The sequence below is a fragment of the Erythrobacter sp. RANMB8 genome (assembly GCF_056848235.1).
In genome coordinates this window covers 270066-294986 of record NZ_JBREHG010000001.1, presented here as the reverse complement: position 1 = coordinate 294986, position 24921 = coordinate 270066, and the positions used below count along the sequence as shown (strand labels likewise).

Below are 24921 nucleotides of genomic sequence, written 5' to 3'. Positions count from 1 at the left end.
GGGGTCAGGCTTGGGACAACAGCCGCAGCCGGCCTGCGGGGGACTCGGCGGGCACATTCGGGCATCTCGGGGGGGATGGGATGACGGTATTCTGGACAGGATGGATCGGCGGTCTGGCCCGCAGGCCGCAGGCTGTCCGCGTGATCGCCGTGATCGGCCTTGCCGCGCTCTATCCCGTCTCTACCGCGTTCGGCAGCGGCACCTTCGAAGGGGTCGCCAGCTGCGCCGGATCGACCTGTCATGGCCGCGCCGAGGGCAATGGTGCGGTGGTGCGGCAGGACGAAATCGCCACCTGGCAGGAACCGTCCTCGCTTTCGGGCGCGCATTCCCGCGCCTATGCCGTGCTCGGCGGGCGGCGCGGGCAGCAGATCGCCGCCAGCCTCGGGCTCGGCAATGCGCAAAGCGCGCCCGCCTGCCTCGGCTGCCATTCCACTTTTGCACCCGCAGGCCAGCGCGGGGCGAAGTTCACGCTGACCGACGGGGTGGGGTGCGAAAGCTGCCACGGCGCGTCCGGCGGCCGGTGGCTGGCGGAGCACTACGCGCTGCCCGCCACCCATGCCTCGAACGTGGCGGCAGGGCTGACCCCGCTCGATAACCCCAAGGCGCGGGCGAATGTGTGCCTCGATTGCCATTATGGCTCATCGAAGCAGGGGCAGTTCGTCACCCATGCGATGATGGCGGCAGGCCATCCGCGGGTGTCGTTCGAGCTCGATCTGTTCAGCGCGCTCCAGCAGCATCACACAGTCGATGGCGATTACACGGCGCGCAAAGCCGCGCCCGATGGCCTGCGCCTGTGGGCGGTGGGTCAGGCCGAGGCGGTGCGGCGGGCGACCACCCTGTTCGCCCAGCCCAAATTCGCGATGGAAGGCGCCTTCCCGCAATTCTATTTCTACGACTGCCATTCGTGCCACCGCACCATCACCGACGGGCCGCAGAGGAAGCTCACCTTCGAGCCCAATCCGGGCCGCCCGATTCCCTTCGGCAACCCGCCCTTCAATGACGAGAACATCATCATGCTCTCGGCTGTCGCAGGCGCACTGGTGCCGGGCGAGGCCGGAGCGTTCCAGGCGGCCGCGCGCGATTTTCACAAGGCGATGGGCGCCGGGCCGGGCGAGGCGCGGGCCGCCGCACAGGCGCTGTCCACCCGCGCAGGCGCGCTGTCGGATGCGCTTGCGGCCCGCAGCTATAGCGGTGCCGATGCCTTCCGCGTGATCGCGACGATTGCGGGCGAGGCGACGAGCCCACGCTTTACCGATTATGCCGGATCGGTGCAGGCGGTGATGGCGGTCGATACGCTGCTCAATGCGCTGGTGCGCGAAGGGCGGGTGACGCAGGGCGCGGCGGCAGGCATCCGCGCCGATATCGCCCGCGCCTACAAGGCGGTGGACGAGCCCAACGCCTATCGCCCGGCGGATTTCCGCGCCGCGCTGAAATCGGCGGCGGGCGCGATCGGGCGGCTGCAATAGCGATGCGCCAAAAGTCGACATCGCGGGCCACATTCTGGGTGACGACCGGCGCGCTGCTGCTTGCCGCCTGCGGGGGCGGCGACAGCCCGACCAGCAATGGCGGCGCGACCGGCGGCGGCACCACCCCGCCACCGCCGCCGCCTGCGGGCAATCTCTATTCGGTTCCGCCCGCTGTCAGCCTCTCCAGCGCCGAAGTCGGCACCATCATCGCGCAGGCCGCTGCCGAGGCGCGGGCGCGGGGCGCGGCGGCGACGATTGCGGTGACCGACCGCGTGGGCAATGTGCTGGGCGTGTTCGCCATGCCGGGGGCAGGGGCGACGGCGCGGATTCCCTCGGCCCCAGATGGCAGCAACAGCGATGCGCAGGGCCTGACCATCCCCGCCGCAGGTGCCGCCATCGCCAAGGCGATCACCGGCGCTTACCTGTCGAGCGGGGGCAATGCCTTCTCCACCCGCACGGCGAGCTTCATCGTGCAGGAGCATTTCCCCAAGGCGCCGACCACGGCAGGGCTGGAAAGCGGCCCGCTGTTCGGGGTGCAGTTCAGCCAGCTGCCATGCAGCGACCTTGCCGCCCGCGCCAGTGACGGCTTCATCGGCCCCAAGCGTTCGCCACTGGGCCTTGCGGCGGATGCGGGGGGCTTCCCGCTCTATCGCAATGGCGTGGTCATCGGCGGGGTGGGGGTGATTGCCGACGGGGTCTATGGCTTCGACCCCAACGTGCTCGACCGCGACAATGATCTCGACGAGGCGATTGCGCTGGCCGGCACCGTCGGGTTCGAGGCTCCCGTGGCGATCCGCGCCGACCGGATCACGGCCGATGGCACCTCGCTGCGCTACACCGATATCGAATATCCGCAACTGAGCGCCGTGGGCGGCGCGAGCTTTGCCGCCACCGCAGGGGCGCTGGTGCCGGTGACGGGCTATTACATGGGCACCGCGCTGCTGGCTGGCGCGGCCTATGGCACCGAGGCTTCGGGCGTGCGTGCCGCGACGGCGGCCGAATTCGCCAACCGCGATGCCTTCGTGCTGACCAACGGCGCGGGGGTGAACCGCTATCCGGTGCGCGGCGGGACCGATGCGGGCGATGTGGCCGCGCCGATCACCGCGGCAGAGGCGCGGGTGATCCTTGAAGAAGCCTTCACCGTGATGAGCCGCGCCCGCGCCCAGATCCGCCAGCCGCTGGACAGCCGCGCGCAGGTGACGATCAGCCTGGTCGATACGCGCGGGAGCGTGCTGGGGATCGTGCGATCGCCCGATGCGCCGATCTTCGGCATCGATGTCTCCCTGCAAAAGGCGCGCACCGCCAATTTCTTCTCCGGTGCCTTTGCTGCCAGCGATCTGCTGGCAACCGGCGGAGAAGTGCCGCAATTCGTAGCCCGCACGCGCAGCTTTCTGGGCGATCCGGCGGCGCTGACGGGGACCTTCGCGTTCTCGGACAGGGCGGGTGGCAATCTGTCGCGCCCCTATTTCCCCGATGGCGAGGTGGGGCAGCCAAACGGGCCGTTGTCGCGCCCCATCGGGCAGTTCAACCCCTTCTCCACCGGGCTGCAAAGCGCGCTGGTGGTGGGCAATCTGGCGCAGCATCTGAACTTCGTCACCGGCGCGAGCAGCACCGACACGCCGAGGAACTGCACCGGCCTGCCTCAGGTGACGCCGGGCGCGACGCGGCTGGACAACGGCATCCAGATCTTTCCCGGATCGGTGCCCATCTACCGCAATGGCCAACTGGTCGGCGGCATCGGGGTTTCGGGCGACGGGATCGATCAGGACGACATGATCAGCTTCCTCGGCCTCGGCAATGCCGCAGGGCGCACAGGCGGCGGCATCGGCAATGCCCCGGCCGATCGCCGCGCCGACAGGATCGTGGTGCAGGTCGGCAGCCGGCAGGTGCGGCTGCGCTATGTCAATTGCCCCTTCGCGCCGTTCTTGGACAGCGCGGCGCAGAACGTGTGCGAGGGGCTGTAGATGGGCCCGCTGCTCCCCGCGCTGCTGCTGCTACAGGCCGCGCCGCCGCCGGAGGAGGTGCAGCCGCCGCCAGCCCCGCCGGGCGAGGCTCCGCCGCCGAACGACTGGGAACAGGACATTCCCCCCGTCGATCCCGGCATCATCGAAGGCCGCCAGCGCCCCGGCTATACCGCGCCCCTGCCGGAGCGGATCGAGCAGACCAACGAAGGCGCGGTCCGCGCACCGCCGCCGCAGGCCTTCCCGACCGACCAGCTGCCGATCCCCGATCGCTGGCGCCTGATCGAAAGCCTGGGCCTCGTTAAGGAGAACCTGTTCGATCCCTATAACCAGAACACCTACAAGGGCGACCGCCCGATCAACCGCGCCAAGGTGCCGTGGCTGCCGATCACGGGCGACGACTGGTTCTTCGTCGCCAACCTGATCTCCGACAGCGTCTACGAACCGCGCACCTTCCCCATTCCTGTGGGGGTGCAGACCACCGAAGACCCCGACCGCAATGATGTGTTCGGCAATGATTTCTCGCAGGTGTTCAGCCAGACCTTCATCGCCGGTTTCGCGCTGCTGAAAGGATCGACCACCTTCAAGCCGCCGACGGTCGAATACCGTGTCACGCTGGCCTACAACGTCAATTATGTCGATGTGCCCGAACGGCGCGTGCTGTTTGTCGAACCATCGCGCCCCTCGCACCGGCTCGACCAGTTCCTTGGCGTGCAGGAAGCCTTCGTCGATTACCACTTCAGCCAGTTCGACAATGACCGGTTCGACTTCATCTCGATCCGGGCAGGCATCCAGCCGTTCCAGTCGGACTTCCGCGGGTTCCTGTTCAACGACCAGCAGCTGGGCGTGCGCCTGTTCGGATCGCGTGACAACAACCGCTTCCAGTTCAACCTCGGCGCGTTCTGGCGGCTGGAGAAAGACACCAATTCGGGCCTCAACGCGATCCTGCGCCCGCTGCGCGATGATTTCGTGTTCGTCGCCAATGCCTACCGGCAGGATTTCCTGATCCCGGCGCTGACCAGCCAGATCACCGTGGTCTACAACATGAACCGCGAGGCTGACGACATCCAGATCGACACCAACGGCTTCCCGGTGCGCCCCGCGCTGCTCGGCACGCTCAGGGGGCGGGAGTATGATGTGGTCTACCTTGGCTACAATGCCGACGGGCGGATCGGGCGGGTCAACCTGACGGGCAGCTTCTACTGGGCGCTGGGCGAGGACCGGAACAGCTTTTTCACCGACCGCCCGGCCGATATCAACGCTCAGTTCGCGGCGGTCGAAGCGAGCTACGATCGCGACTGGATGCGCTTCCGCCTCTCCGCCGCCTATGCCAGCGGGGACGAGGATCCCTATGACGATACCGAAGGCGGGTTCGATGCGATCTTCGAAAACCCGGTGTTTGCAGGGGCCGACACTTCCTACTGGATCCGCCAGACCATTCCCTTCGCCGGCGGCGGGCGTGCGATTGCGGTCAACGGGCGCAACGGCATCCTCAATTCGCTGCGTAGCTCGAAGGAGCAGGGGCAGAGCAACTTCAACAATCCGGGGCTGATGCTGCTGGGTGTCGGCGCGGATTTCGACCTTACCCCGCAATTCCGCCTCTCGGCCAATGCCAACCACCTGTGGTTCGCAAATACCGCGACCTTGCAGGCGCTGCGCAACGAAGGATCGATCCCGAAGGAGATCGGATTTGACCTGTCCGCCGCAGCGATCTGGCGGCCCAAGGCCAACCAGAACCTCGTCTTTCGCCTGTCCGCCGCCACGCTGCTGGCGGGGGACGGCTTCCGCGACCTGTTCACCGCACGCGGCGGCGGGCGGGAGTTCGTCTCGATCCTCGCCAATGTGTTGCTGACCTACTGATGGCCGCGCTGATCCGCCCCCTGACCCGCCACATTGCGCTGCTGCTGGCGGCGCTGGTGCTGGCCGCGCTGATGTTCGCCCGCGACACGCAGGCCGCGGACAAGGAAAAGCCGGTGAAGCGGGATTACTCCGCCGTTTTCGCAGCTCCCGCGCCGCAGCGGCAATCGATGGCGGAGATGGACGCCAAGTCCGAAGGCTGCCTCACCTGCCATACGAAGTCCGACGCGCCGACCATGCACCTCTCGCCCGCCGTGCGGCTGGGCTGCACCGATTGCCACGGAGGCAATCCCAAGGTGCGCGGCAATGCGCAGCTGCCGCACGATCACCCCGATTACATCGCCGCCCGCGACACCGCCCACGTGCTGCCCAAATATCCCGACAGCTGGCATTTCCCCTCGTCCGCCAATCCCAAACGGTCTTACGCCTTGCTCAACAAGGAAGCGCCGGAGTTCATCAAGTTCGTGAACCCTTCGGACTACCGCGTAGCCCGCGATGCCTGCGGGGCGTGCCACATCGGCGCGATCGAGGCGGCGGAGCGTTCGATCATGGCATCGGGCGCGATGCTGTGGGGCGGGGCGAGCTACAATAACGGGATCCTGCCCTACAAGAACTACCTGCTGGGCGAGGCCTATACCCGCGAGGGGCTGCCCGCGAAGATCACCTCGCCCGGCGCCGGGCCGGGGGGCAAGCTGTCGGAGGATCAGGTGGCCCGCGGCGTGCTGGCCGAGATGTATCCGCTGCCCACCTGGCACGTGATCCCGCCGGGCGATGTGTTCCGCGTGTTCGAACGCGGCGGGCGCACGATCAATTCGCAGTTCCCTGAAATCGGCCTGCCCAACCCGTCAGGCGCGATCCAGCGGCTGGAGGAGCCGGGGCGGCCCGATCTCAAGCAATCCAACCGCGGCCCCGGCACCGGCCTGCGCGTGGCGATCCCCGCGCTCAACATCCACAAGACCCGCCTCAATGATCCCTTTACGTGGTTCATGGGGACGAACGACCAGCCAGGTGATTACCGCCATTCGGGCTGCGCGAGCTGCCATGTGGTCTATGCCAACGACCGCGAACCGCGCCATTCGCTGACCTATGCGCAATATGGTCGCGACGGGCAGACGATCACGGTCGATCCGACGATTGCGGAGAAGATCGAGCACGCGGCGGGCTATGCGGGTAAGAAGCATGGTGCGGTCAAGGAACCGGGCCATGCCGATCACGGCGACGCGCTCAAGCAGCGAAGCGGTAGCGCAGCCAAAGACGCCGATGGCGCGCTGCTGACGGCTGATGGCAAGGTCAAGGAAAAGGGCCACCCGCTCCAGCACGTGTTCACCCGCGCCATTCCCACCAGCCAGTGCATGAACTGCCACATGCACCAGCCCAACATCTTCCTGAATTCCTTCCTCGGCTACACCATGTGGGATTACGAGAGCGACGCGCCGCACATGTGGCCCGAAAAGCAGAAATACCCCACCGCCGCCGAAGTCCGCGCCGTCACCGACCGCAACCCCGAAGGCGCGGCGCCCAAGGGCAAGTGGGCCGATGTCGATTTCCTGCGCAATGTCTATGATCTGAACCCCAAGCTGAAGGACACCCAGTTCGCCGATTATCATGGCCACGGCTGGAACTTCCGCGCGATCTTCAAGCGTGACCGCGAGGGCAATCTGCTCGATGCACAAGGCAAGATCGTCGATCCCGACGATCCGGAAAAATGGCGCAAGCAGGGCGAGGGCAAGTTCGTCCCCGCAGGCACCAACCCCGGCAAGGCGGTCCACATGATGGACATACACGCCGAAAAGGGGATGCAATGCGCCGATTGCCATTTCGAGCAGGACAGCCACGGCAACGGGTTGATCTATGGCGAGGTCGCCAATGCCATCGAGATCACCTGCAAGGATTGCCACGGCACCCCCGATGCCTATCCCACCCTGCGCACCAGCGGCCCCGCCGCGCCGCCCGAAGGCCACAACCTCGCCCTGCTGCGCAACCCGGATGGCAAGCGCCGGTTCGAATGGCTGGAGGGCGCGGATGGCCGCCGCAAGCTGGTGCAGCGTTCGATCATCGACCCCGATCTCGAATGGGAGATGAGCCTCGTCAGGGACTCGGTCGATCCCGCCACCCCCGCCTTCAACGCCAAGGCCGCGCGCGCCAAGCTGGTCAGCCGCTATGGCGCGGAAACGGGCAATTTCGAATTCGGCACCGGCATTGCCGAAAGCGACCGCGCCCACCGCGATCCGGACATGGCGTGCTTCACCTGCCACCTTTCATGGACCACCAGCTGCGGCGGGTGCCACCTGCCGATCGAGGCCAACTGGAAGACCAAGAGCCACCGCTACGAAGGCGGGGAGACGCGCAATTTCGCCACCTACAACCCGCAGGTCGCGCGTGACGAGATGTTCCAGCTCGGCAAGCACCAGACCACCAAGGGCAATCAGGTCGCCCCGGTGCGTTCGTCCTCGGCGCTGGTGCTGTCTTCCACCAACATCAACCGCGAGCGGATCTATGTGCAGCAGCCGCCGATTTCGGCGATCGGCTTCTCGTCACAGGCTTTCGCGCCGCATTTCCCCCATACGGTGCGACTGACCGAAACCAAGACCTGCACCGATTGCCACCTGTCCGCCGCCGAGGATAACAACGCGATCATGGCGCAGCTGCTGTTGCTGGGGACCAATTACGTCAATTTCGTCGGGCTCAACGCATGGACGGGCCTTGAAGGCGGGTTTCAGGCCACCCGCGTGACCGAATATGATGAACCGCAGGCGGTGATCGGGTCCTACCTCCACCGCTATGCCTACCCAGATTACTGGGGGCTGCATGTCGAGCAGAACGGGCGCGAGCTGAAGAACTGGGTGCGGGGCAAGACCTTCGACAAGAACCTTTCGGGCGAGACCCAGCCGCTTGAGGAATTCGTCAACATCCACGAAGGCACCAGCGGGCGCGTCGGGTGTCTGCAACTGCGCGGCGAATACATGTTTGCGGCCACGGGCAAGGGCGGTTTCGTTGCCTATGACGTTGCCAGCATCGCCAACAAGGGCACTTCGGAGCGGATCCTGAAGGGGCCGTTCTCCGCGCTCGGCCATGATACGCAGGTCAAGACCAGCAACGCGACCTGCATGGCGCTGGCCACCAACCAGCCGATCGCGCCGCACCGCAACACCGAGGCGATGCGCGCCGCCAATCAGGAACAGGCCTTCCTGCCGATCTACAACTATGCGGTGGTGACCGATGCGGTGGAGGGCCTGATCCTCGTCAACGTCAACACGCTGGCCGATGGCGAATTCCGCAACAACCAGCTGCGCCGCAAGACCTTTGTCGACGGGCGCACAGCGTGGAACCCCGATGGCGTGCTGGCCGGCGCGCGGCACATCACGCTGGCGGGCGAGGTCGCCTATATCACCGCCGACAAGGGGCTTGTGGTGGTCGATCTGGCCGATCCCGACACGCCCCGGCTGGCGGCGGTGCGACCCTTGCGCGATGCGCGGGCGAGCGCGGTGCAGTTCCGTTACCTGTGGGTTTCGGACGCGGACGGGGTGAAGCTGTTCGATATCACCGCCCTGCGCGATCCGGTCGCCGTGCCCGAAGCCACAGTGCCGCTCGCCGATGCCCGGCGCATCTATATCGCGCGCACCTATGCCTATGTCGCGGCCAAGGCCGAAGGGCTGGTGATCCTTGATGTGAAGAACCCGCGCAGCCCCAGGGTCTTCAGCAAGGTGACGCTGGACGGGGCGCTTGACGATGCCGAGGATGTGATCGTCGCCACCACCAATGCCTCGCTGTTCGCCTACGTGGCGGACGGGCGCAACGGCATGAAGGTGCTGCAACTCACCAGCCCCGACAGCCAGCGCAATTTCTACGGCTTTTCCCCCGCACCCGTGCCCGAACTGATCGCCTGGGCGAAAACCCCGACGCCCGCGATTGCGCTGTCCAAAGGCCTCGACCGTGATCGTGCAGTGGACGAGACCGGCGGGCAGATGGCGGTGTTCGGCAGGCTGGGTTCACGCCCCTTCACGCGGGCCGAGATGGAGCGCCTGTTCATGACCCGCAGCGGGGTGCCGTGGAAGGTCAGCGACGATGTCGACATGAACCGCTGGGTCGGGGTGGCACCGGCGGGCGCGCAAAGGGCGGCGCGGAAGTAGAGCTTCACGCCCGCTCGGCAAACATGCCTTCGATCATCGGTTGCAGGCCGGCATGAAACCGCGCCAGCACCGGCCAGTCGCCCACGCTTTCGTAATGGGTGACAAGGTTCTGCCCGTCCCAGCGGTGCAGGGCATAGGCCGGTGGTTCTGCGGTGATCAGTTCGCGGTTGTCGGGCGCATCCTTGTCGATCGGCGAAAGCGCCATCGCCACCTGCGGCGCGACCGAGGGGGTGACCCCCAGCGGCAGCCCGGCAAAGCGGGTGGTGATCGGGCGGTGCAGGTGCCCGCAATGGATGGCCTGCACCTGCGATTGACCCTCCAGCACGTCGCGCAGCCGGGTGATCCATGCCTCGCCGGGCGCGGGGTCCATCCAGTCGATCCCGGCGATGATCGGCGGGTGATGCATGAACACCAGCGTCGGGGCATCGGGCGCCTCGGCCAGCCGTGCGGCCAGCCAGCGGGCGCGGGCATCGCAGAAGGCCCCGCCGTGGCGGCCATCCTCCAGCGTATCGAGGCAGATGATCCTGAGACCCAGCGGAGCCTCGACGACATAGTGCAGAAAGCCGCCCTCGGCAGGTGTCACCTGCGGGAAGGCGCCCTGCAGCGCGGCGCGGCTATCGTGGTTGCCGACCAGCGGCAGCACCGGGCACTCGCATTGCGCCACCAGCGCTGCGGCCTTGGCAAAGCTCTCTGCATCGCCGCGATCGGTGATGTCCCCGCTCAGCACCAGCCAATCGGGGCGGTTGGGGCCGTGCATCAACCGGTCAAGCACGGCGCGCAGGCGGACAAGGTTCAGCTCGTCCGGCCCGTCACCGGGGGCAAAGCCGACATGGATATCGGTCAGCTGCGCAATCAGCACGGCGTCTGTTGCAGATGGAGCGACCCGGTTCATCGCTATCTCCTAGCCGCACCGGAAACCGCCGCAACTGTGGTTTTTGCAGCCGGCGCAGGCGGCGGTTTGTAGTGGGGCGGCTTGCCCTTGCCTTCGGGCTGCCATTGCCCGGCGGGCAGGTGATAGGCGTGGCACATCGCGCAATCGGACGGCACGATTTTCTTCGTCTTCACCGCGCTCGCACCAAGGTGGCAATCGCGGCAGGACTTGAGATCGGGGATCAGCAGATCGCTCGCCGCCCTCGAGGTGTCCGCCGCGTGGCAATCGGTGCATTCTTCCTTCTTGTGGGCTTCGTGGCTGAAGAAGCCGCTGGCAAGGAAGCGGTCGGGCAGGTTGACCGGCACCAGATCGGCCCGCCCCGTCGGGCCGCGGGCGGGCAGGTGGCATTCGGTGCACACGCCGCCGGCAGAGAGCGCATTCGACAGCCCGATATAGGCGCGCACGGGCCGTCCGAAATCGGCGCGGTAGGTGCCAAGCTGTCCGGGGCGCTGGCGGGCGGGGGCAACGGGCGGCGGGCGCGGGCCGGAGGCAATGCGGGCGAGATCCTCGGCCAGATCCTTCACATCGCCGTGGCGCAGCTTGCTGAACCCGCCTGCCGCCGTGCGGCCGGACACGAGGCTGTGGCAGCTCTCGCAGGCGTCCTCCATTTTCACGGGCGTGAACCCGATCCGGCTGTCTTCGGGGGTGTGGCAGTCCTTGCATTCGAGCGGTGCGCGATATTGCGGCAGGCTCACCGCCATGCGCGCTGCACCGCCCTTGGCATCCATGTGGACATCATGCGGGAATTTGAGGCCGGAGCGTTCCACCGGCGTGCTCCCCGCCGCAGCGCGCACTGGCCTCGCCGCACCGAAGCTGGCGAAATAGACCGGGCGGAATTGCGGGTGGCCCTTGCCGAAATCATGCGCATTGCCGAGCGCGGTGTCAGTGAGGCGGGTGTCGAGGCTGTCGTGGCAATCCGAACAGAAGGCCTCGCCGCCCGCAGGCGTGCGCACCGGCCCTTCGTGTTCTGAATGGCAGGCAACGCAGCCCAGCGGCCCTTCCTTGCCCAGCGCCGTGCCGATCCGCCACTGGATCGCATCGCCGGGGGAAAGCGGCGGCATCCCGGCGGCAAGGCGGGGCATAGCGGCATGATCGCCGGTGTCGGCGTGGCAGGAAAGGCACGTGGTGTCCTGCACGCTTTCAAAGGCGGCAACGTGGCAGCTTTCGCAATTGTCTTCGAGGCTGTGATGCTTGAGCGAGAGCGTTCCGGTGGTCCACGCGGCGTCCAGCACCACCTGCCCCGGCGTCTTGCCCGTCGGATCGTTCTTCACCGGCGTGCGCATCAGGTGGCTTGCCACCGGCACCATCAGCAACAGCAGCAGGATCGCGCCCGCCAGCACCCAGCTTGCCGCGCGTTTGGACGGGAGCACGCTGGCGAGCGCAAAGCCCCGCAGGGCATCGCCCGCGCCTTCATCGGCGACTGCCTGCCGGATGGTGACGAGCACCGCTTCGCCGTCCTGCGCCACGGCCAGCCGCGCCGCGCCCAGCGCGATTTCGCCGCCGGTGCGCGGGTCGATTTCGCCTTCGGTGACACTGCGCCCGTCAAGCCCGAAGCCCAGCGTGCCGAGCGCTGCCACTGTCAGCGTGCCGTCCGCTTTCAGGTCGATCCGCACGTGGCGCTGTTCCACCGCCAGATCGGGCAGGTGGATGTCATTCTCCGCCGCCCGCCCGACCGTCAGGCTCGCCTGCTCCACCACGCGGTCGCGGATGATCTCGCGCCCGGCGGCGGTGAAATCGATGGTGCGGATCAGGAAGGTCATCGCGCCGCCCTCACCAGTAATAGAACACGCTGATCACATGCGCGGCGAGCGCGGCGATCAGGGCGATGGTGAGCGGGATGTGGATGAACAGCCACACTTCCAGCAGGGCGCGGATGCGCAGCGCCTCGCGGATTTGCGCCAGCTGGTCGCGGCGCTTTTCGAGCAGCGCGGCAACCCGCACCGCCGCCTCGGATGCGCCGCCGATGCCCGCGATGGCGCGCGCAGTGGCGCAGCGCGGATAGCGACCCGTCAGCCGCGCCAGCGCGCCGCCGTGGAAGGTGTCCTGCGCCAGCGCAGCGATCACCAGATCGGCCCCGGCCCGCTCCAGCGGCTGCGCGGCGCTTTCCAGCTGGCGGTCGATCGCGGTCAGCGCGTCGAGCATCTGGGCGCGGGTCATTTCGCGGCGGTTGGCCGAAAGGCTGGCCGGCAGGGTGTCATAGACCACCACGCCGTAAATCCCCGTCGCGATCACCAGCAGCATCAGCACATAGGCCAGCGTGTGGACATTCCAGCCGATCTGGAAGCCGGTGTGCAGCGTGCCCACCACCACCAGCGACAGGCCGAGATAGACATGCGCGGATGTCCACGCCTTGAGGCTCCACGCGCCCGGATTGATCCGCCGCTTCCTCACCCCGAGCAGCGACAGCCAGACGATCAGCACCAGCCCGATGGTGCCGAGGGTATAGCCATACCAGCTTCCGCCATTGGGACGCGGCTGCTGGTCGATCAGGGCATAGCCCGCGATGCTGACCGCGCACAGCGCCAGCGCCACCCACAGCCAGCGGAAACCCCTGTGCCGCAGAAAGCTGACGTGATCGGAATCGCGCCGCTTTTCGTCCTGCGAGAACCGGTTGTTCGCTGCCGGGGCCACTATCCGGCGTCCTCGGCCAGTTTGGTGAAGGTCAGGAACTTGTCAGGCGCAACGCGGATGGCGGCGCCCGTGGGGCAGGCGCGCACGCAGGCGGGGCCGCCATCGATGCCGGAACACATGTCGCACTTGATCGCCTGCTTGGGCTTGGCTGCGCCTTCCTTTTCGGCGGCTTTCTTGCGCCAGCTATAGGGGGCCTCGCCCGGGCCGGGGCCGGTGCCGAACAGCATCCACTGGAGCAGCGACGGCTTTTTCGGCGGCTTGGCGTCCATGCGGATCACGCCATAGGGGCAGTTGCGCTGGCAATTGCCGCAGCCGATGCAGGTTTCATCGATGAACACCTCGCCATCCGGTCCGCGCTTGATTGCATTGGGCGGGCAATCGGCCATGCAATGCGGGTGTTCGCAATGGCGGCAGGATGTCGGCACGTGCAAGTGGGCGTAGGTGCGCCCCGCCTCGCGGTCGAGGCGCGAGAGGCCGTCGTGGCTGTCGGCGCAGGCTTTCTCGCAATTGTCGCAGCCGATGCAGAGCTTCTCGTCGATCAGCAGCACATCGGTCGCCTCGCCGATGCCGTTATCGACCAGGAATTGCGCGGTCTGCGAATAGAGATCGACCGCGCCGCCGAAGCTGTCCTTGCGGCTTTCGATGAAGGCATTGGTGGCGCGGCGGCCCGCCATGTCCTTGAGAGCTTTCTCGCGCAGCGCGGGGTTGGCATCCAGCAGCGCGAGAAAGCCTTCGCCCGGCAGGCGGATCACCTCGGACTTGATCGCCGCCTTCACCGTGGCGGTGCGTGCGCTCCCGTCGATCACCGCCATTTCGCCGAAATAGGAACCGGCGGGCAGGTAGGAGAGGAACACCGGACGATCCCCGATCCGTTTTTCGACGATCATCGACCCGCGGCGGATGATGAACACGTCCTTGTCGTCCGCGCCTTCCTGCACGATCACCTGTCCGGCCCGCGCCTGCACCACCTCGGCACTGGCGACCAGCGGGGCAACATCCGCGCGTGTCAGCCCCGATCCGAACATCTGGAGCAATTGCCGCTCGATCGAAATCGCGTTCACCGCCCGCGCCGCGCCGGGCGAGGTGGCGAGCAGTTTGAGCGCCGCCGTGCGCGACAGTTCGAGCGCGATCACCGGTTCCGCCGCGCGCACGGTCGCCCCGCGGCGGCGGCCCGAAATCAGGCCGACCTCGCCAAAGATCGAACCCTGTTCGATCCCCACCGTGACCGAGGGATCGGCAGGATTGATCTCCACCGCGACCGAACCTTTGGCAATCGCGAACATCGAGGAACCCGGATCGTTGCGGCGGAAGATCACATCGCCCGGTTCATAGGCGTGGCACGCGCTGTCCAGCATCAGTTCGCGCAGCTGGAGGGTCGAGAGGTCCTGCAGGATCGCAATGTTCTGCCCGAACACCGCCAGCCATTCCTCCACGCTGCGGCCTCCCGGCAGGGCGCCGAATTTCTCGGCGAGGATCGGTTCGTCGGCGGGTTTGAGACCGGTGTTCCCGTTCAGGAACTCGATCACGTCATAGCCCTGGTTCATGCAGTGCTTGATCAGCGGATAGCCCGCCAGCGCGCCGATCACATGGATGCCGGGCTTGGTCGTTTCGAACACGGGGGAGAGTTTCGGGAAGGCACCGGGTTCCGGGCTGGAAAACTCGATCCCCATGCTTTCCACAAAGCCGCGCGGGGGCTGCGATCCGGTGCGCGCGATGATCCGGTCGCAGCGGATCGCTTCCTGCCCGTCACGGGTGTTGAGCAGCAGCTCGCCGTCCTTCACTTCCGCCGGCTCGGTCTCGCGCCGCACGATCAGGCGGCCCTCGCGCTCGGCTTCCTCAAGCAGGGCGACGTTGGCGGGCTTGGCGCGGGCGAAATCGGCGGAGCGGTTGAGGATGGTGACGACATTGCGCTGCGCCGGATCGGCGGCGAGGCCCAGCGCGTTCTCGATCCCCGCATCGCCCGATCCGATCACGGTGATGTGTTCATCGTAATATTCGCCGGGATCGTCGAGCTGGTACTGGATCAGCGGCGAATCCGCGCCGGGGCAGCGCAGTTTGTTGGGGTTGCCCTGCGTGCCGATCGCGAGCACCACTGCAGCCGCCGCCACCACCTCGCCATTGCGCAGATGGATGGCGAAGGCGCCCTTTTCGCCTTCGATCTTAGCCACTTCGGCGTGGTATTTCACGTTGACTTTATGACCGGCGATCTGTTCGTCCCACAGGCCGAGGATCGTCTCGCGCTTGCCCGCTTCGAAGTCGATATCGCTGCGCAGCACGAGATTGGATGGCGTTGCCATCACGTGCTTGCCCTTCTGGTATTTGAAGATCGTGTCCGAGAGGTGATCGGTCTTTTCCAGCAGCACGTGGCTCATGCCCAGCGCCGCCGCCCGCGCAGCCGCGCTGAGGCCGGCTGGCCCCGATCCGACAATGGCGACGGCGTAAGTCCCGGCCAACTATCCTCCCCCTATCGGATAGGTTGCACGCAAGCGCTCACCATAGTGAAAAGCGCCCCTGATGCCAGAGCGAATTGCCCGATTTCGCAGGGGATGCTAGCGCACCTGGCATGGTTTCGGACGGACAGGCGCCTGCGGGCGGAACATCGAAAGCGGGCTGGGTTCTGCTCGGCGGGGCGCTGCTGCTGGCGGCGGGATCGATCGGCTACAACGTCTATCAGGGATCGGGCGATGCCGTCCCTGCGCCTGCGGAGGGCGCGCCGCTTTCGATCGAGCAATTGCGCGCCGCGGCGGAAGCATCGCAGGATGATGCCGGGCCGTGGAGCGACCTTGCCTTCGCCCTGTTCCAGCAGCGCGACTATGCCGGGGCGGCCGATGCCTGGCGCCGCGCGATTGCGATCGCCCCCGATGAGGCGGTGCTGTGGTCGGCGCTGGGCGAGGCGCTGGTGCTGGCCAGCAAGCGCGATCCCCTGCCGCCCGAAGCGCTGGCGGCCTTTGAAAAGGCGCTGGCGCTGGATGCCAGCGATCCGCGCGCGCGCTATTTCCTCGCCGCCAAGAAGGATATCGACAAGGATCACGAAGGCGCGATTGCCGCATGGCTCGATCTGCTGGCCGACAGCCCGCAAGGCGCGCCGTGGGAGGCCGATCTGGTGCGCACTATCGAACAGGTCGGGCAGATGAACAGCATCGCGGTCGCCAGCCGGATCGCCGAGGCGCAGGCGGCGCGCAAGCCAGCGCTGATCGCGCCGGGATCGGGCAGCGTCGCGGGTGATGCCGCCAGCCCCGATGTGCGCGGGCCGAGCGCGGCGGATGTCGCAGCGGCGAGCGGCATGAAGCCTTCCGAGCAGCGCCAGATGGCCGAAGGCATGGTCGCCCAGCTCGAAGCGCGGCTTCAGGGCGAACCGAAGAACATCGATGGCTGGGTGATGCTGATCCGCAGCCGCATGACGCTGGGCGAACCGGCGAAGGCCAAAGCCGCGCTTGAAGCGGCGGTGAAGGCCAACCCCGGTGCTGCGGCCCAGTTGCGCTCGCAGGCGGCGGCGCTGGGGGTGGAATAGGGGTCAGTCGCTGGCGGCGGGCTGCCGTGTCTTCCCGTAAGCCTCGATCGGGCGGAAAACCGCAGACGTGATGGCGATGGCCAGCGCCGTCAGCGCCAGCCCGGCCACCACATCGATCCAGTAATGCCAGCGGGTCGCCACGGCTTCGAACATGATGAACACGAACAGCGGCAGATAGATCACCCCGAGCCAGCGGGCGTGATGCCAGGCGTAATGGACGAACACCGCCGATGATGCGACGTGGAGCGAAGGCATAGCTGCCACGGCGGCGAACATGAACGCGCTGCCCTCGATCGCGATCCACGGCCTGCCGCCGGTTGCCAGCGCCTGATAGCCGCCGAACATATGCACCTGCCGCGCCGTTTCGAGCGCATTGACGCCGGGTTCATAAAGGAACGGGCCGACAGCGGGCATCACCAGATAGGCCAGCGCCCCCAGCACATGCACCAGCATCGCGCTGAAGATGACTTTGCGGAACACGATGAAGGCCTGCATCGAATGGACGATGATGCTGCCGGCGAACATCGCCAGAAAGGCGAAGAGGTAAAGGTGGTTGCCCGCGGGCATCACCCAGTCGGTGGCATGATGCACCTGAAAGGCAGCCTCGACCAGCGGGCGCACCATCTGGTCGGTCTGCCAGTAGAACCCGTCCCACAGCACGGGATTGATCACGCTCATCCACAGCTTGATGTTGAAATGGGTGACGAGGATCATGCCATAGGCGATCCCGGCAGCCGTGTAATAGAGCAGCCGCATGGTCTGCTTTGCCAGCACCAGCAACAGGCCGAGGAACGCAATCAGCGACAGCGGCACGGCATAGCTCATGCCGGTGAATTCGAGCGCATTGCTGGCCGGAAGCGAGAATTCGATCTCCAGCCCCCATGACAGCGCGAGGCCGATCGACAGGAAAATCAGCGCCAGCAGCAATTCGGGCAGGGGCGCGTAAACCAGCAGCCTGGCGCGCAGCGGCTCGTCGGAAACCTCCGGCGGGTTCAAGGCAATCGCGGAGGTGACATTCATGGACGATTGCGCTTCATGTGAGGTGGCGCCGGGGGAACCGGCAACAGATCAGGGGCCGGAGCCGCCGCGACCCTCACATGACGGAAAAATGACCGACTGCCAAAGCAAATCCGCTGCCCGCAGAAACGGGCAGGGCCCGCCTGCTCCGCAGCTTACACCACCCCGAAGGCCAGCATCGCATCGGCGACCTTCTTGAAGCCCGCGATGTTCGCGCCCTTCACATAGTCGATATAGCGTTCGCCTCCTTTGGCCCCCTGATCGCCATAGCGGATGCAGCGGTCGTGGATGCCGGTCATGATGTCCGTCAGCATCTGCTGCAATTCCTCCTCCTTCCACGAACGGCGTTCGGAGTTCTGGCTCATTTCGAGGCCCGACACCGCAACCCCGCCCGCGTTCGAGGCCTTGCCCGGCGCGTAGAGGATTTTGGCGTCCTTGAAGATGTGCACGCCAGCAAGGTCGGTCGGCATGTTCGCGCCTTCGGACACCGCCATGCAGCCGTTGGCGACCAGCGTCCTGGCGTCCTCGCCCAGCAATTCGTTCTGGGTGGCGCAGGGCAGGGCGACATCGCAGGGCACGCCCCACGGGGTCTTGCCCGCGTGGAAAGTCGCCGTGGGGAAGGCCTCGACATATTCCTCGATCCGCCCGCGGCGATGGGTCTTGTGGGTCTTCACCCAGTCGATCTTGTCCTGACCGATGCCGTCGGGATCGTGGATGAACCCGCCGCTGTCGGACAGGGTCAGCACTGTGCCGCCCAGCTGGACGATCTTTTCCGCCGCGTGCGTCGCCACGTTGCCGGAACCGGAGATCACGGCGGTCTTGCCCTCAAGGCTCTCGCCCCGTGTCGCCAGCATGTTTTCAAGGAAATAGACCGCGCCGTATCCGGTCGCTTCGGTGCGGATCAGGCTGCCGCCCCATTCCAGCCCCTTGCCGGTCAGCACCCCGGTGAAGTTGTTGGTGATGCGCTTGTACTGGCCGAACATGAAGCCGATCTCGCGCCCGCCGACGCCGATATCGCCTGCCGGAACGTCGATGTCGGCGCCGATGTGGCGGTAAAGCTCGGTCATGAAGGACTGGCAGAAGCGCATGATCTCGCGCACGCTCTTGCCCTTCGGATTGAAGTTCGATCCGCCCTTGCCGCCGCCCATCGGCAGGCCGGTGAGCGCGTTCTTGAAGGTCTGTTCGAAGGCGAGGAACTTCAGCACGCTTTCGTTCACGCTGGGGTGGAAGCGGATGCCGCCCTTGTAGGGGCCGATGGCGTTGTTGTTCTGCACGCGCCAGCCGCGCTGCACGCGGATATTGCCCTTGTCGTCCTCCCAGCACACGCGGAAGGATACCACGCGGTCCGGCTCGGCGATGCGGCGCAGGATCTGCTGGGCGTGGTATTCCTCCTTGTCCGCGATGAAATCGAAGATGTCTTCGGCCACTTCCTGCACGGCCTGCACGAATTCCGGCTGGTGCGGATTGCGCTTCTTCACGCCCTCCATGAAGCCATTGAGGTCGACGTGATCGGTGACTGCCATGATGATTCCCCCCTCCACGGCGAGCATAGGCACGTCGGGGGCGGGGTGATTGTCGAATTGCGGCAAAGTGCGCGCCCCGCGCGCCGGGCGGCGCGCCGGATGCGGTCAGATCGCCGAGGAGAACTTGCGCTGGGTGACCGCACGGTAGGAATCGAACAGCGATGCGATCACGCGGGCATAGGGCAGGCCGCCGGGCGCAATGCGCAGGGTGTTGCCCGCAAGGCTGGCGAGGCCCGCCGCGATGAACGGTTCCAGCCGGTCTTCCACGCCCGCCAGCAGGCAGGGCGACAGGGTCGCCTCGTTGCGGCACAGCAGCGCCTCGATCACGCCGCCGCGCAGCATGTCCTGCGGGCTGCGGGCGATGCCATGGCTGGCCGAAAGCCGCCCTTCGCCCGACAGCTGGCGATAGCGGCCATTGTGCTTGTCGTTCTGGGCCAGCAGCGCGGGAAAGCCGCTGATTGCGGTCGATCCCATGCCGATCAGCACCTCTGCCGGATCATCGGTGAAGCCCTGGAAATTGCGCCGCAGCGTGCGGGTCCGCACCGCCCGCGCCATCGGATCGTGGGGCAGGGCAAAGTGATCGAAGCCGACCGCGTCATAGCCATGGGCGGTCAGGTAGCCGAACGCTTCTGCCGCCATGGCAAAGCGCGCTTCGGCGCCGGGCAGAGCGCTTTCCGGGATCATCGTCTGGCGCGGCACCATGTGCGGCACATGGGCATAGCCGAACACCGCCACCCGGTCCGCGCCAAGCTTTGCGGTCATTTCGAGGCTTTCGACCAGATCGGCGGTGGTCTGGTGCGGCAGGCCATACATCAGATCGAAATTCATCGAGGTGACGCCGCCCGACCGCAGCCAGTCGACGCTGCGGCAGATCATCGCGGTGGGCTGTTCGCGGCCGATCGCCTTCTGGCAATGCAGCGCGAAGGTCTGCACCCCCATGCTCGCCCGCGTGATGCCGACCGCGCCGACCACGCGGCTCCATTCCGGCGTGAGGCTGCGCGGATCGAGCTCGATCGACCACTGCGGGGCGAACAGCGGGAAGTGCGCGTGGAGGCTATCGACCAGCGCCATGAACTCGCCCGGCAGGATCGCGTTGGGGCTGCCCCCGCCAAAGGCGATGCGCCGCACGCGGGCGGTGGCGGGCAGCAGGCTCGCCACGGTGGCGATTTCCTGATGCAGCGCGGCGAGATAGCTCTCCACCCGCGCCCGCTTGCCCGATGCGCCGGTGTTGCAGCCGCAGTAATAGCAGATCTGCTCGCAGAACGGGATGTGGAGATAGAGCGAGACATCGCCATCCGCCGCCGCAATCGCGCTTTCGATCGCGCCAGCCTCCAGCGGGCCGAAATCGGCGGCGGTGGGATAGCTGGTGTAACGCGGCACCGGCGTTGCGAGAAGTTCTGGATGATATTGCCACATGAGTGCGCTTAGAGCGCCTGCGTGGCTACCCGTCTTTGCGCGAGATCAATTTGCCCAGCTTATCCTCGCGGCAACTGCCCGCATGGCAGCCCTTGGGGTGGCAGTTTTCATCCTGCGCGGGCGCATCATCGCCCAGCGGGATGGTGATCGTGCCGCCGTTACACAGCCTGGCCGTGATCGTTTCGGCCTGCGCGGGCAAAGGCCCGACCATCACCGGCACCAGCGCGGCCAGCGCGAAGGCGAGCGGGGGCTTCATGCCTCGTCCTCCCCAGGTTCCTCGTCGTCGATCAGGATGCGGTTGGCCGCGCCGTCCATGTCGTCATACTGCCCGTCGCGCATCGACCACAGGAAGGCGACAAGGCCCAGAAGCCCCATGCCGAGCGCGATGGGTATGAGGAAAGCAAGGCCGGTCATGCGCGCGCCGCCCGTGCCAGCCGCAGCGAATTGGCGACCACCACCAGCGAGCTGACCGACATGGCAATCGCGGCGATCAGCGGCGTGACCATCCCCATCAGCGCCAGCGGCACCGCCAGCACGTTATAGCCAATCGAGAAGGCGAAGTTCTCGCGCACGATCCGCATGGTGGCCTTCGCCACCCGCACCGCCAGCGCGACCGGCATCAGGCCATCGCCGATGAACACCGCGTCGGCGGCCTGCTGGCTCGCGTCGGACGCGGTGCCGGGCGCGATCGAGGCGTGGGCGGCGGCGAGCGCGGGGCCATCATTGAGGCCATCGCCCACCATCAGCGGGCGGCGGCCCTCGGCCTTCAGAGCCTCCAGCGCGGCGAGTTTGGCCTGCGGGCTGGCCTCGGCGGTGGCCTCCAGCCCCAGTTCCTGCGCGAGCGCGGCGACCGGCGCGGCGCGGTCGCCCGACAGGATGCTGGCGGTAATGCCCTGATCGCGCAGCGCGGCGAGGGTCGCAGCGGCATCGGCGCGCAGCGGATCGGCAAAGGTGATGGTCTGCGCCTGCGCCCCGATCCTGAGGCGCGTGGCGAGTGCCTGCGCGCCGTCGTCGGGCCGCTCCAGCGCCACATCGAGCCCCCGCCAGCGCCCGGTCAGCCCCGCGCCGCTTGCCTCGCGCACATCGGTGACAGCAGCGGGCACCGCGCCTTCACGCAAGCACGCGGCGGCAAGGCCACGGCTCAATGGGTGGCGGCTGGTCTGGGCCAGCGCCAGCGCGACCGAACGCGCCTCGGCGTCCAGCGCGGCGATATCGGCCCGCGGGGTGCCGAGCGTGAGCGTGCCGGTCTTGTCGAGCAGCGCGATGTCGCATTCGGCGAGGCGTTCCAGCGCGCTCCCGTCCTTGACCAGCAGGCCGCGCCGCAGCAACGCGCCGCTCGCCACCACCTGCGCGGCTGGCACGGCAAGGCCCATGGCGCAGGGGCAGGTGATGATCAGCACCGCAATCGCGATGGTGAGCGACTGGTGCACGCCTGCGCCTGCGATCATCCATCCGGCAAAGGCCAGCGCGGCAAGCAAATGCACCACCGGCGCGTAAAGGCGGCTGGCGCGGTCGGCGATGCGGACATAGGTGCTGCGCGATTGCCCCGCCTCGTCCATCAGGCGGGCGATTTCGGCAATCGCGGTATCCTCTGCCACGCGGGTCAGGCGGATGCGCAGGGGCGCGGACAGGTTGATCGCGCCCGCGTGCACGATGCTGCCCGGCCCGACGGGTTCGGGCGCGCTTTCGCCGGTGAGCATGGCGTTGTCGATCGCGCTGGTGCCTTCCACGATGTCACCATCGGCGGCGAGCGCCTCTCCGGCAGCGACCAGCACCAGCATCCCCGGTTCGAGCTTGTTCGCCGCCACCCGCCGGGTGGTGCCATCGGGGGCGATCACGGATGCGCTCTTGCCCATCCGCCCCAGCAGCGCGCCGATGCCGGCCCGCGTGCGCGTGCGCATCTCCGCGTCGAGCGCGCGGCCCGCCAGCAGGAAGAACAGCAGCATCACCGCGCTTTCGAAATAGGCATGCCCGCCGCCGGTGACCGTCTCGTAGATCGAAAGCCCGGTGGCGAGGATCACCCCGATGCTGATCGGCACATCCATATTGGTGCGCCTGTGAGAGAGCGCCATCCATGCGCTGGCGAAAAACGGTCGGCCCGAATAGGCGATCACCGGCAGGGCGATCAGCGCCGAAAGCCAGTGGAACAGTTCGCGCGTCGCCCCGTCCGCGCCCGACCATATGCTGACCGACAGCAGCATGACATTCATCATGCCGAAGCCCGCGACGCCGACCGCACGGTTCAGCGCCTTGCGTTCCTTCGCCTCGACACCGAGGGGATTGTCGGCCACCGGCTGCGCTTCAAACCCCAGCGCCAGCAGCGCGGCGGTGAGCGCGCCTTCATCCAGCCCCGGATCGTGGCTGATCGCGACACGCTTGGCCGAGAAATTGGCGCGGGCCGAGCCGATCCCGTCCAGCTTGGGCAGCTCGCGTTCGATCTTGCCGATGCAGCCTGCGCACTTCATCCCCGGCACGGTAAAGCGGGTGGTGACGAATGGCTGGCCTTCGGCAGGCAGGACGGGGGCAGGGGCGTTCATCGGATTTCGCTTTCTCCGGCCCATTCCTGCGCGCCGGCACGGATCGCCATGCGCAGTTTCCAGCGCCCGCCATCCAGCGGCTTGTCCGAAACCCAGCGCCCGCCGCCCTGATCGGCAAAACCGAGGGTGGCGGTATCGCGCGCGCCCAGCGGGCGTTCGGCGGTGGCGGTGACAGTCGCGCCCGCAGGCACGCCAAGCGTTTCCAGCACCACGCGCCCGTCCGCCCGCCGCTGCGCCGCCGCCTGCCAGCCCAGCGCCTTCGAATGGGCGGCCTTGTCCAGCCAGCCGTTATACTTCTGGCTGGCGACGTAGGAATTATCGACCACCGTGCCGTGGAAACTGCCGACCGCGAAGCTCGCCATCACCAGATTGACCGCGATCACGATGCCGAACCCGCCGACGAACACGGCGGCCATGTGCTTGCCGGTGAAACTGCTTTTGCTGGCCATTATTCGTTCCCCGGCATGGCAAAGGTTGTGTCCGCCAGATCGGTCTCGCGCTGTTCGTCGATGCTGGTGAGGCGGAAGGTGAAATTCTGGGCCTGCTCGCCCGCAGGCAGCATGACATAGGCGCGCACGACTTTGGTCTCGTTGGCGTTGACCGTGATCACCTGAAGCGGTGCGGCGTTTTCCATGCTGACCGCGTCGGTCCACATCACCGCGCCCTTGGGCAGGCCGGTCAGCGCCACTTCCATGTCACGCGGGCGGGCTTCCATGTTGCGCAGGCGCAGGGTGTAGGCGTTGCGCACCGAACCATCCTTCAGCAGCATGAAGGGCGGGTTGCGATCGGGCGAGACGGTGAGATCGGTGTGGGTGCGGGTGCCGAGCGCGAACAGCAGCGCAGCGCCGATCGCCGCCCAGACGCCGAAATAGATGAACACCCGCGGGCGCAGCAGCGCCTTCCACGCAGGGGTGGCAGGCGCGCCCGCAGCTTCGGCCTTGCACTGGTCAAGCGTGGCGTAATCGATCAGGCCCCGCGGGCGGCCGATGTCCTTCATCACGCGGTCGCAGGCGTCGATGCACAGCCCGCAGGTGATGCAGCCGATCTGCTGGCCTTCGCGGATGTCGACCCCGGTGGGGCACACCGCCACGCACATGTTGCAGTCGATGCAGTCGCCAAACTGGTCGGGGTTCTTCGCCGCCTTCTTGAGGCTGCCGCGCTGTTCGCCGCGCCAGTCCTTGTAGGTGACGATCAGCGACTTCTCGTCGAGCATCGCGGTCTGGATGCGCGGCCAGGGGCACATGTAGATGCACACCTGCTCGCGCATGAACCCGCCGAGCCAGAAGGTCGTGCCAGTGAGGATCGCGACCGTGGCATAGGCAACCGGCGCGGCGTTGCCGGTCCAGAAGTCGCGGGTGAGGGTGGGCGCGTCGGCGAAATACATGATCCACGCCCCGCCGGTCCAGAAGGCGATGGCCGCGTAGACCGTCCACTTGGCAAGGCGGCGGGCGATCTTGGATGCGGTCCACGGCGCCTTGTCGAGGCGCATCCTTGCGTTGCGATCCCCGTCGAAGAAGCGGTCGACGTGCTGGAACACATCGGTCCACACCGTCTGCGGGCAGGCATAGCCGCACCATGCGCGGCCCACGGCGCTGGTGACGAGGAACAGGCCGATCCCCGCCATGATCAACAGCCCGGCGACGAAGTAGAATTCGTGCGGCCAGATTTCGATGTCGAACATGTAGAAACGGCGGTGGGCGAGATCGACCAGCACCGCCTGATCGGGCGCGTAAGGCCCGCGATCCCAGCGGATCCACGGGGTGATGTAGTAAATCGCCAGCGTCACCAGCATCACCAGCCACTTGAACCGGCGGAAGGGGCCGTCGATCCGCTTGTTGTGGACGGTCTTGCCCTTTTCATAGAGCGTGCTGCCCATGAAACCGACCTCTGCCGGAGCGGCAGAGGCGGCAGGGGTGGCGGCGGGTGCGGGGGTGGAACCGA

17 protein-coding genes are annotated in these 24921 nt (G+C 66.9%); 5 read left to right on the top strand and 12 right to left on the bottom strand.

All coding sequences use genetic code 11. The features are described from left to right. Positions 1 to 80 precede the first annotated feature (80 nt). Genes ACU0AG_RS01400 through ACU0AG_RS01385 form a run of 4 tightly spaced genes read left to right on the top strand, consistent with a single transcriptional unit; the run spans position 81 to position 9414 of the window. Positions 81 to 1466: a multiheme c-type cytochrome gene (locus ACU0AG_RS01400; RefSeq protein WP_482780467.1), complete on the top strand. Its 1386-nt coding sequence runs from the start codon at positions 81 to 83 to the stop codon at positions 1464 to 1466. Positions 1467 to 1468: 2 nt separating this feature from the next. Beyond that, positions 1469 to 3430, top strand: a complete 1962-nt coding sequence (locus tag ACU0AG_RS01395) for a heme-binding protein (RefSeq protein ID WP_482780466.1) — start codon at positions 1469 to 1471, stop codon at positions 3428 to 3430. Next, complete coding sequence (locus ACU0AG_RS01390) at positions 3431 to 5287, top strand: hypothetical protein (RefSeq protein WP_482780465.1); 1857 nt, start codon at positions 3431 to 3433, stop codon at positions 5285 to 5287. Then, positions 5287 to 9414 carry an LVIVD repeat-containing protein gene (locus ACU0AG_RS01385; protein ID WP_482780464.1) on the top strand — a complete coding sequence of 1376 codons (4128 nt, stop codon included), beginning with the start codon at positions 5287 to 5289 and terminating at the stop codon, positions 9412 to 9414. The genes ACU0AG_RS01390 and ACU0AG_RS01385 overlap by 1 nt, the downstream gene beginning before the upstream one ends. 4 nt (positions 9415 to 9418) lie before the next feature. On the opposite strand, the gene ACU0AG_RS01380 is transcribed toward ACU0AG_RS01385, so the two are convergent. From ACU0AG_RS01380 to ACU0AG_RS01365, 4 genes are read right to left on the bottom strand one after another with little or no spacing between them, the layout of a single operon-like run. Beyond that, the gene (locus tag ACU0AG_RS01380) at positions 9419 to 10306 is read right to left on the bottom strand and encodes a phosphodiesterase (protein WP_482780463.1); all 888 of its coding nucleotides are present in this window, start codon (positions 10304 to 10306) and stop codon (positions 9419 to 9421) included. A 2-nt stretch (positions 10307 to 10308) separates the two neighbouring features. Further along, complete coding sequence (locus ACU0AG_RS01375; protein ID WP_482780462.1) at positions 10309 to 12105, bottom strand: cytochrome c3 family protein; 1797 nt, start codon at positions 12103 to 12105, stop codon at positions 10309 to 10311. Positions 12106 to 12115: 10 nt separating this feature from the next. Beyond that, on the bottom strand, positions 12116 to 12976 hold the full coding sequence (locus ACU0AG_RS01370) for a hypothetical protein (protein ID WP_482780461.1): 861 nt from the start codon (positions 12974 to 12976) through the stop codon (positions 12116 to 12118). Beyond that, positions 12976 to 15429, bottom strand: a complete 2454-nt coding sequence (locus ACU0AG_RS01365; protein ID WP_482780460.1) for a cyclic nucleotide-binding domain-containing protein — start codon at positions 15427 to 15429, stop codon at positions 12976 to 12978. The genes ACU0AG_RS01370 and ACU0AG_RS01365 overlap by 1 nt, the downstream gene beginning before the upstream one ends. Positions 15430 to 15539: 110 nt before the next feature. Between ACU0AG_RS01365 and ACU0AG_RS01360 the strand changes: the two genes are divergently transcribed. Beyond that, positions 15540 to 16487 carry a tetratricopeptide repeat protein gene (locus tag ACU0AG_RS01360; protein ID WP_482780459.1) on the top strand — a complete coding sequence of 316 codons (948 nt, stop codon included), beginning with the start codon at positions 15540 to 15542 and terminating at the stop codon, positions 16485 to 16487. A gap of 3 nt (positions 16488 to 16490) precedes the next feature. Here ACU0AG_RS01360 and ACU0AG_RS01355 read toward each other — a convergent pair whose 3' ends face one another. The 8 genes from ACU0AG_RS01355 to ccoG form a co-directional block, all read right to left on the bottom strand. Further along, the gene (locus tag ACU0AG_RS01355; RefSeq protein WP_482780458.1) at positions 16491 to 17507 is read right to left on the bottom strand and encodes a phosphatase PAP2 family protein; all 1017 of its coding nucleotides are present in this window, start codon (positions 17505 to 17507) and stop codon (positions 16491 to 16493) included. A 152-nt stretch (positions 17508 to 17659) separates the two neighbouring features. Beyond that, a complete protein-coding gene (gdhA, locus tag ACU0AG_RS01350) occupies positions 17660 to 19027 on the bottom strand; it encodes an NADP-specific glutamate dehydrogenase (RefSeq protein WP_482780457.1) in 1368 nt (455 codons plus the stop codon). Positions 19028 to 19132: 105 nt separating this feature from the next. Then, the gene (locus tag ACU0AG_RS01345; RefSeq protein ID WP_482780456.1) at positions 19133 to 20443 is read right to left on the bottom strand and encodes a radical SAM protein; all 1311 of its coding nucleotides are present in this window, start codon (positions 20441 to 20443) and stop codon (positions 19133 to 19135) included. A gap of 25 nt (positions 20444 to 20468) precedes the next feature. Next, a complete protein-coding gene (locus ACU0AG_RS01340) occupies positions 20469 to 20699 on the bottom strand; it encodes a hypothetical protein (protein ID WP_482780455.1) in 231 nt (76 codons plus the stop codon). Next, positions 20696 to 20857: a cbb3-type cytochrome oxidase assembly protein CcoS gene (gene ccoS, locus ACU0AG_RS01335; protein WP_482780454.1), complete on the bottom strand. Its 162-nt coding sequence runs from the start codon at positions 20855 to 20857 to the stop codon at positions 20696 to 20698. Before ccoS ends, ACU0AG_RS01340 begins: the two co-directional genes overlap by 4 nt. Next, on the bottom strand, positions 20854 to 22980 hold the full coding sequence (locus tag ACU0AG_RS01330; protein ID WP_482780453.1) for a heavy metal translocating P-type ATPase: 2127 nt from the start codon (positions 22978 to 22980) through the stop codon (positions 20854 to 20856). The genes ccoS and ACU0AG_RS01330 overlap by 4 nt, the downstream gene beginning before the upstream one ends. After that, the gene (locus ACU0AG_RS01325; protein ID WP_482780452.1) at positions 22977 to 23429 is read right to left on the bottom strand and encodes a FixH family protein; all 453 of its coding nucleotides are present in this window, start codon (positions 23427 to 23429) and stop codon (positions 22977 to 22979) included. Before ACU0AG_RS01325 ends, ACU0AG_RS01330 begins: the two co-directional genes overlap by 4 nt. Beyond that, positions 23429 to 24856: a cytochrome c oxidase accessory protein CcoG gene (ccoG, locus tag ACU0AG_RS01320; protein ID WP_482780781.1), complete on the bottom strand. Its 1428-nt coding sequence runs from the start codon at positions 24854 to 24856 to the stop codon at positions 23429 to 23431. The genes ACU0AG_RS01325 and ccoG overlap by 1 nt, the downstream gene beginning before the upstream one ends. Positions 24857 to 24921 lie beyond the last annotated feature (65 nt).

What these genes read in the sequence shown, in the direction of transcription:
- ACU0AG_RS01400 (WP_482780467.1), top strand. Translation starts at nt 81, where the DNA reads ATGACGGTATTCTGGACAGGATGGATCGGCGGTCTGGCCCGCAGGCCG.
- ACU0AG_RS01395 (WP_482780466.1), top strand. Translation starts at nt 1,469, where the DNA reads ATGCGCCAAAAGTCGACATCGCGGGCCACATTCTGGGTGACGACCGGC.
- ACU0AG_RS01390 (WP_482780465.1), top strand. Translation starts at nt 3,431, where the DNA reads ATGGGCCCGCTGCTCCCCGCGCTGCTGCTGCTACAGGCCGCGCCGCCG.
- ACU0AG_RS01385 (WP_482780464.1), top strand. Translation starts at nt 5,287, where the DNA reads ATGGCCGCGCTGATCCGCCCCCTGACCCGCCACATTGCGCTGCTGCTG.
- ACU0AG_RS01380 (WP_482780463.1), bottom strand. Translation starts at nt 10,306, where the DNA reads ATGAACCGGGTCGCTCCATCTGCAACAGACGCCGTGCTGATTGCGCAG.
- ACU0AG_RS01375 (WP_482780462.1), bottom strand. Translation starts at nt 12,105, where the DNA reads ATGACCTTCCTGATCCGCACCATCGATTTCACCGCCGCCGGGCGCGAG.
- ACU0AG_RS01360 (WP_482780459.1), top strand. Translation starts at nt 15,540, where the DNA reads ATGGTTTCGGACGGACAGGCGCCTGCGGGCGGAACATCGAAAGCGGGC.
- ACU0AG_RS01355 (WP_482780458.1), bottom strand. Translation starts at nt 17,507, where the DNA reads ATGAATGTCACCTCCGCGATTGCCTTGAACCCGCCGGAGGTTTCCGAC.
- gdhA (WP_482780457.1), bottom strand. Translation starts at nt 19,027, where the DNA reads ATGGCAGTCACCGATCACGTCGACCTCAATGGCTTCATGGAGGGCGTG.
- ACU0AG_RS01345 (WP_482780456.1), bottom strand. Translation starts at nt 20,443, where the DNA reads ATGTGGCAATATCATCCAGAACTTCTCGCAACGCCGGTGCCGCGTTAC.
- ACU0AG_RS01340 (WP_482780455.1), bottom strand. Translation starts at nt 20,699, where the DNA reads ATGAAGCCCCCGCTCGCCTTCGCGCTGGCCGCGCTGGTGCCGGTGATG.
- ccoS (WP_482780454.1), bottom strand. Translation starts at nt 20,857, where the DNA reads ATGACCGGCCTTGCTTTCCTCATACCCATCGCGCTCGGCATGGGGCTT.
- ACU0AG_RS01330 (WP_482780453.1), bottom strand. Translation starts at nt 22,980, where the DNA reads ATGAACGCCCCTGCCCCCGTCCTGCCTGCCGAAGGCCAGCCATTCGTC.
- ACU0AG_RS01325 (WP_482780452.1), bottom strand. Translation starts at nt 23,429, where the DNA reads ATGGCCAGCAAAAGCAGTTTCACCGGCAAGCACATGGCCGCCGTGTTC.
- ccoG (WP_482780781.1), bottom strand. Translation starts at nt 24,856, where the DNA reads ATGGGCAGCACGCTCTATGAAAAGGGCAAGACCGTCCACAACAAGCGG.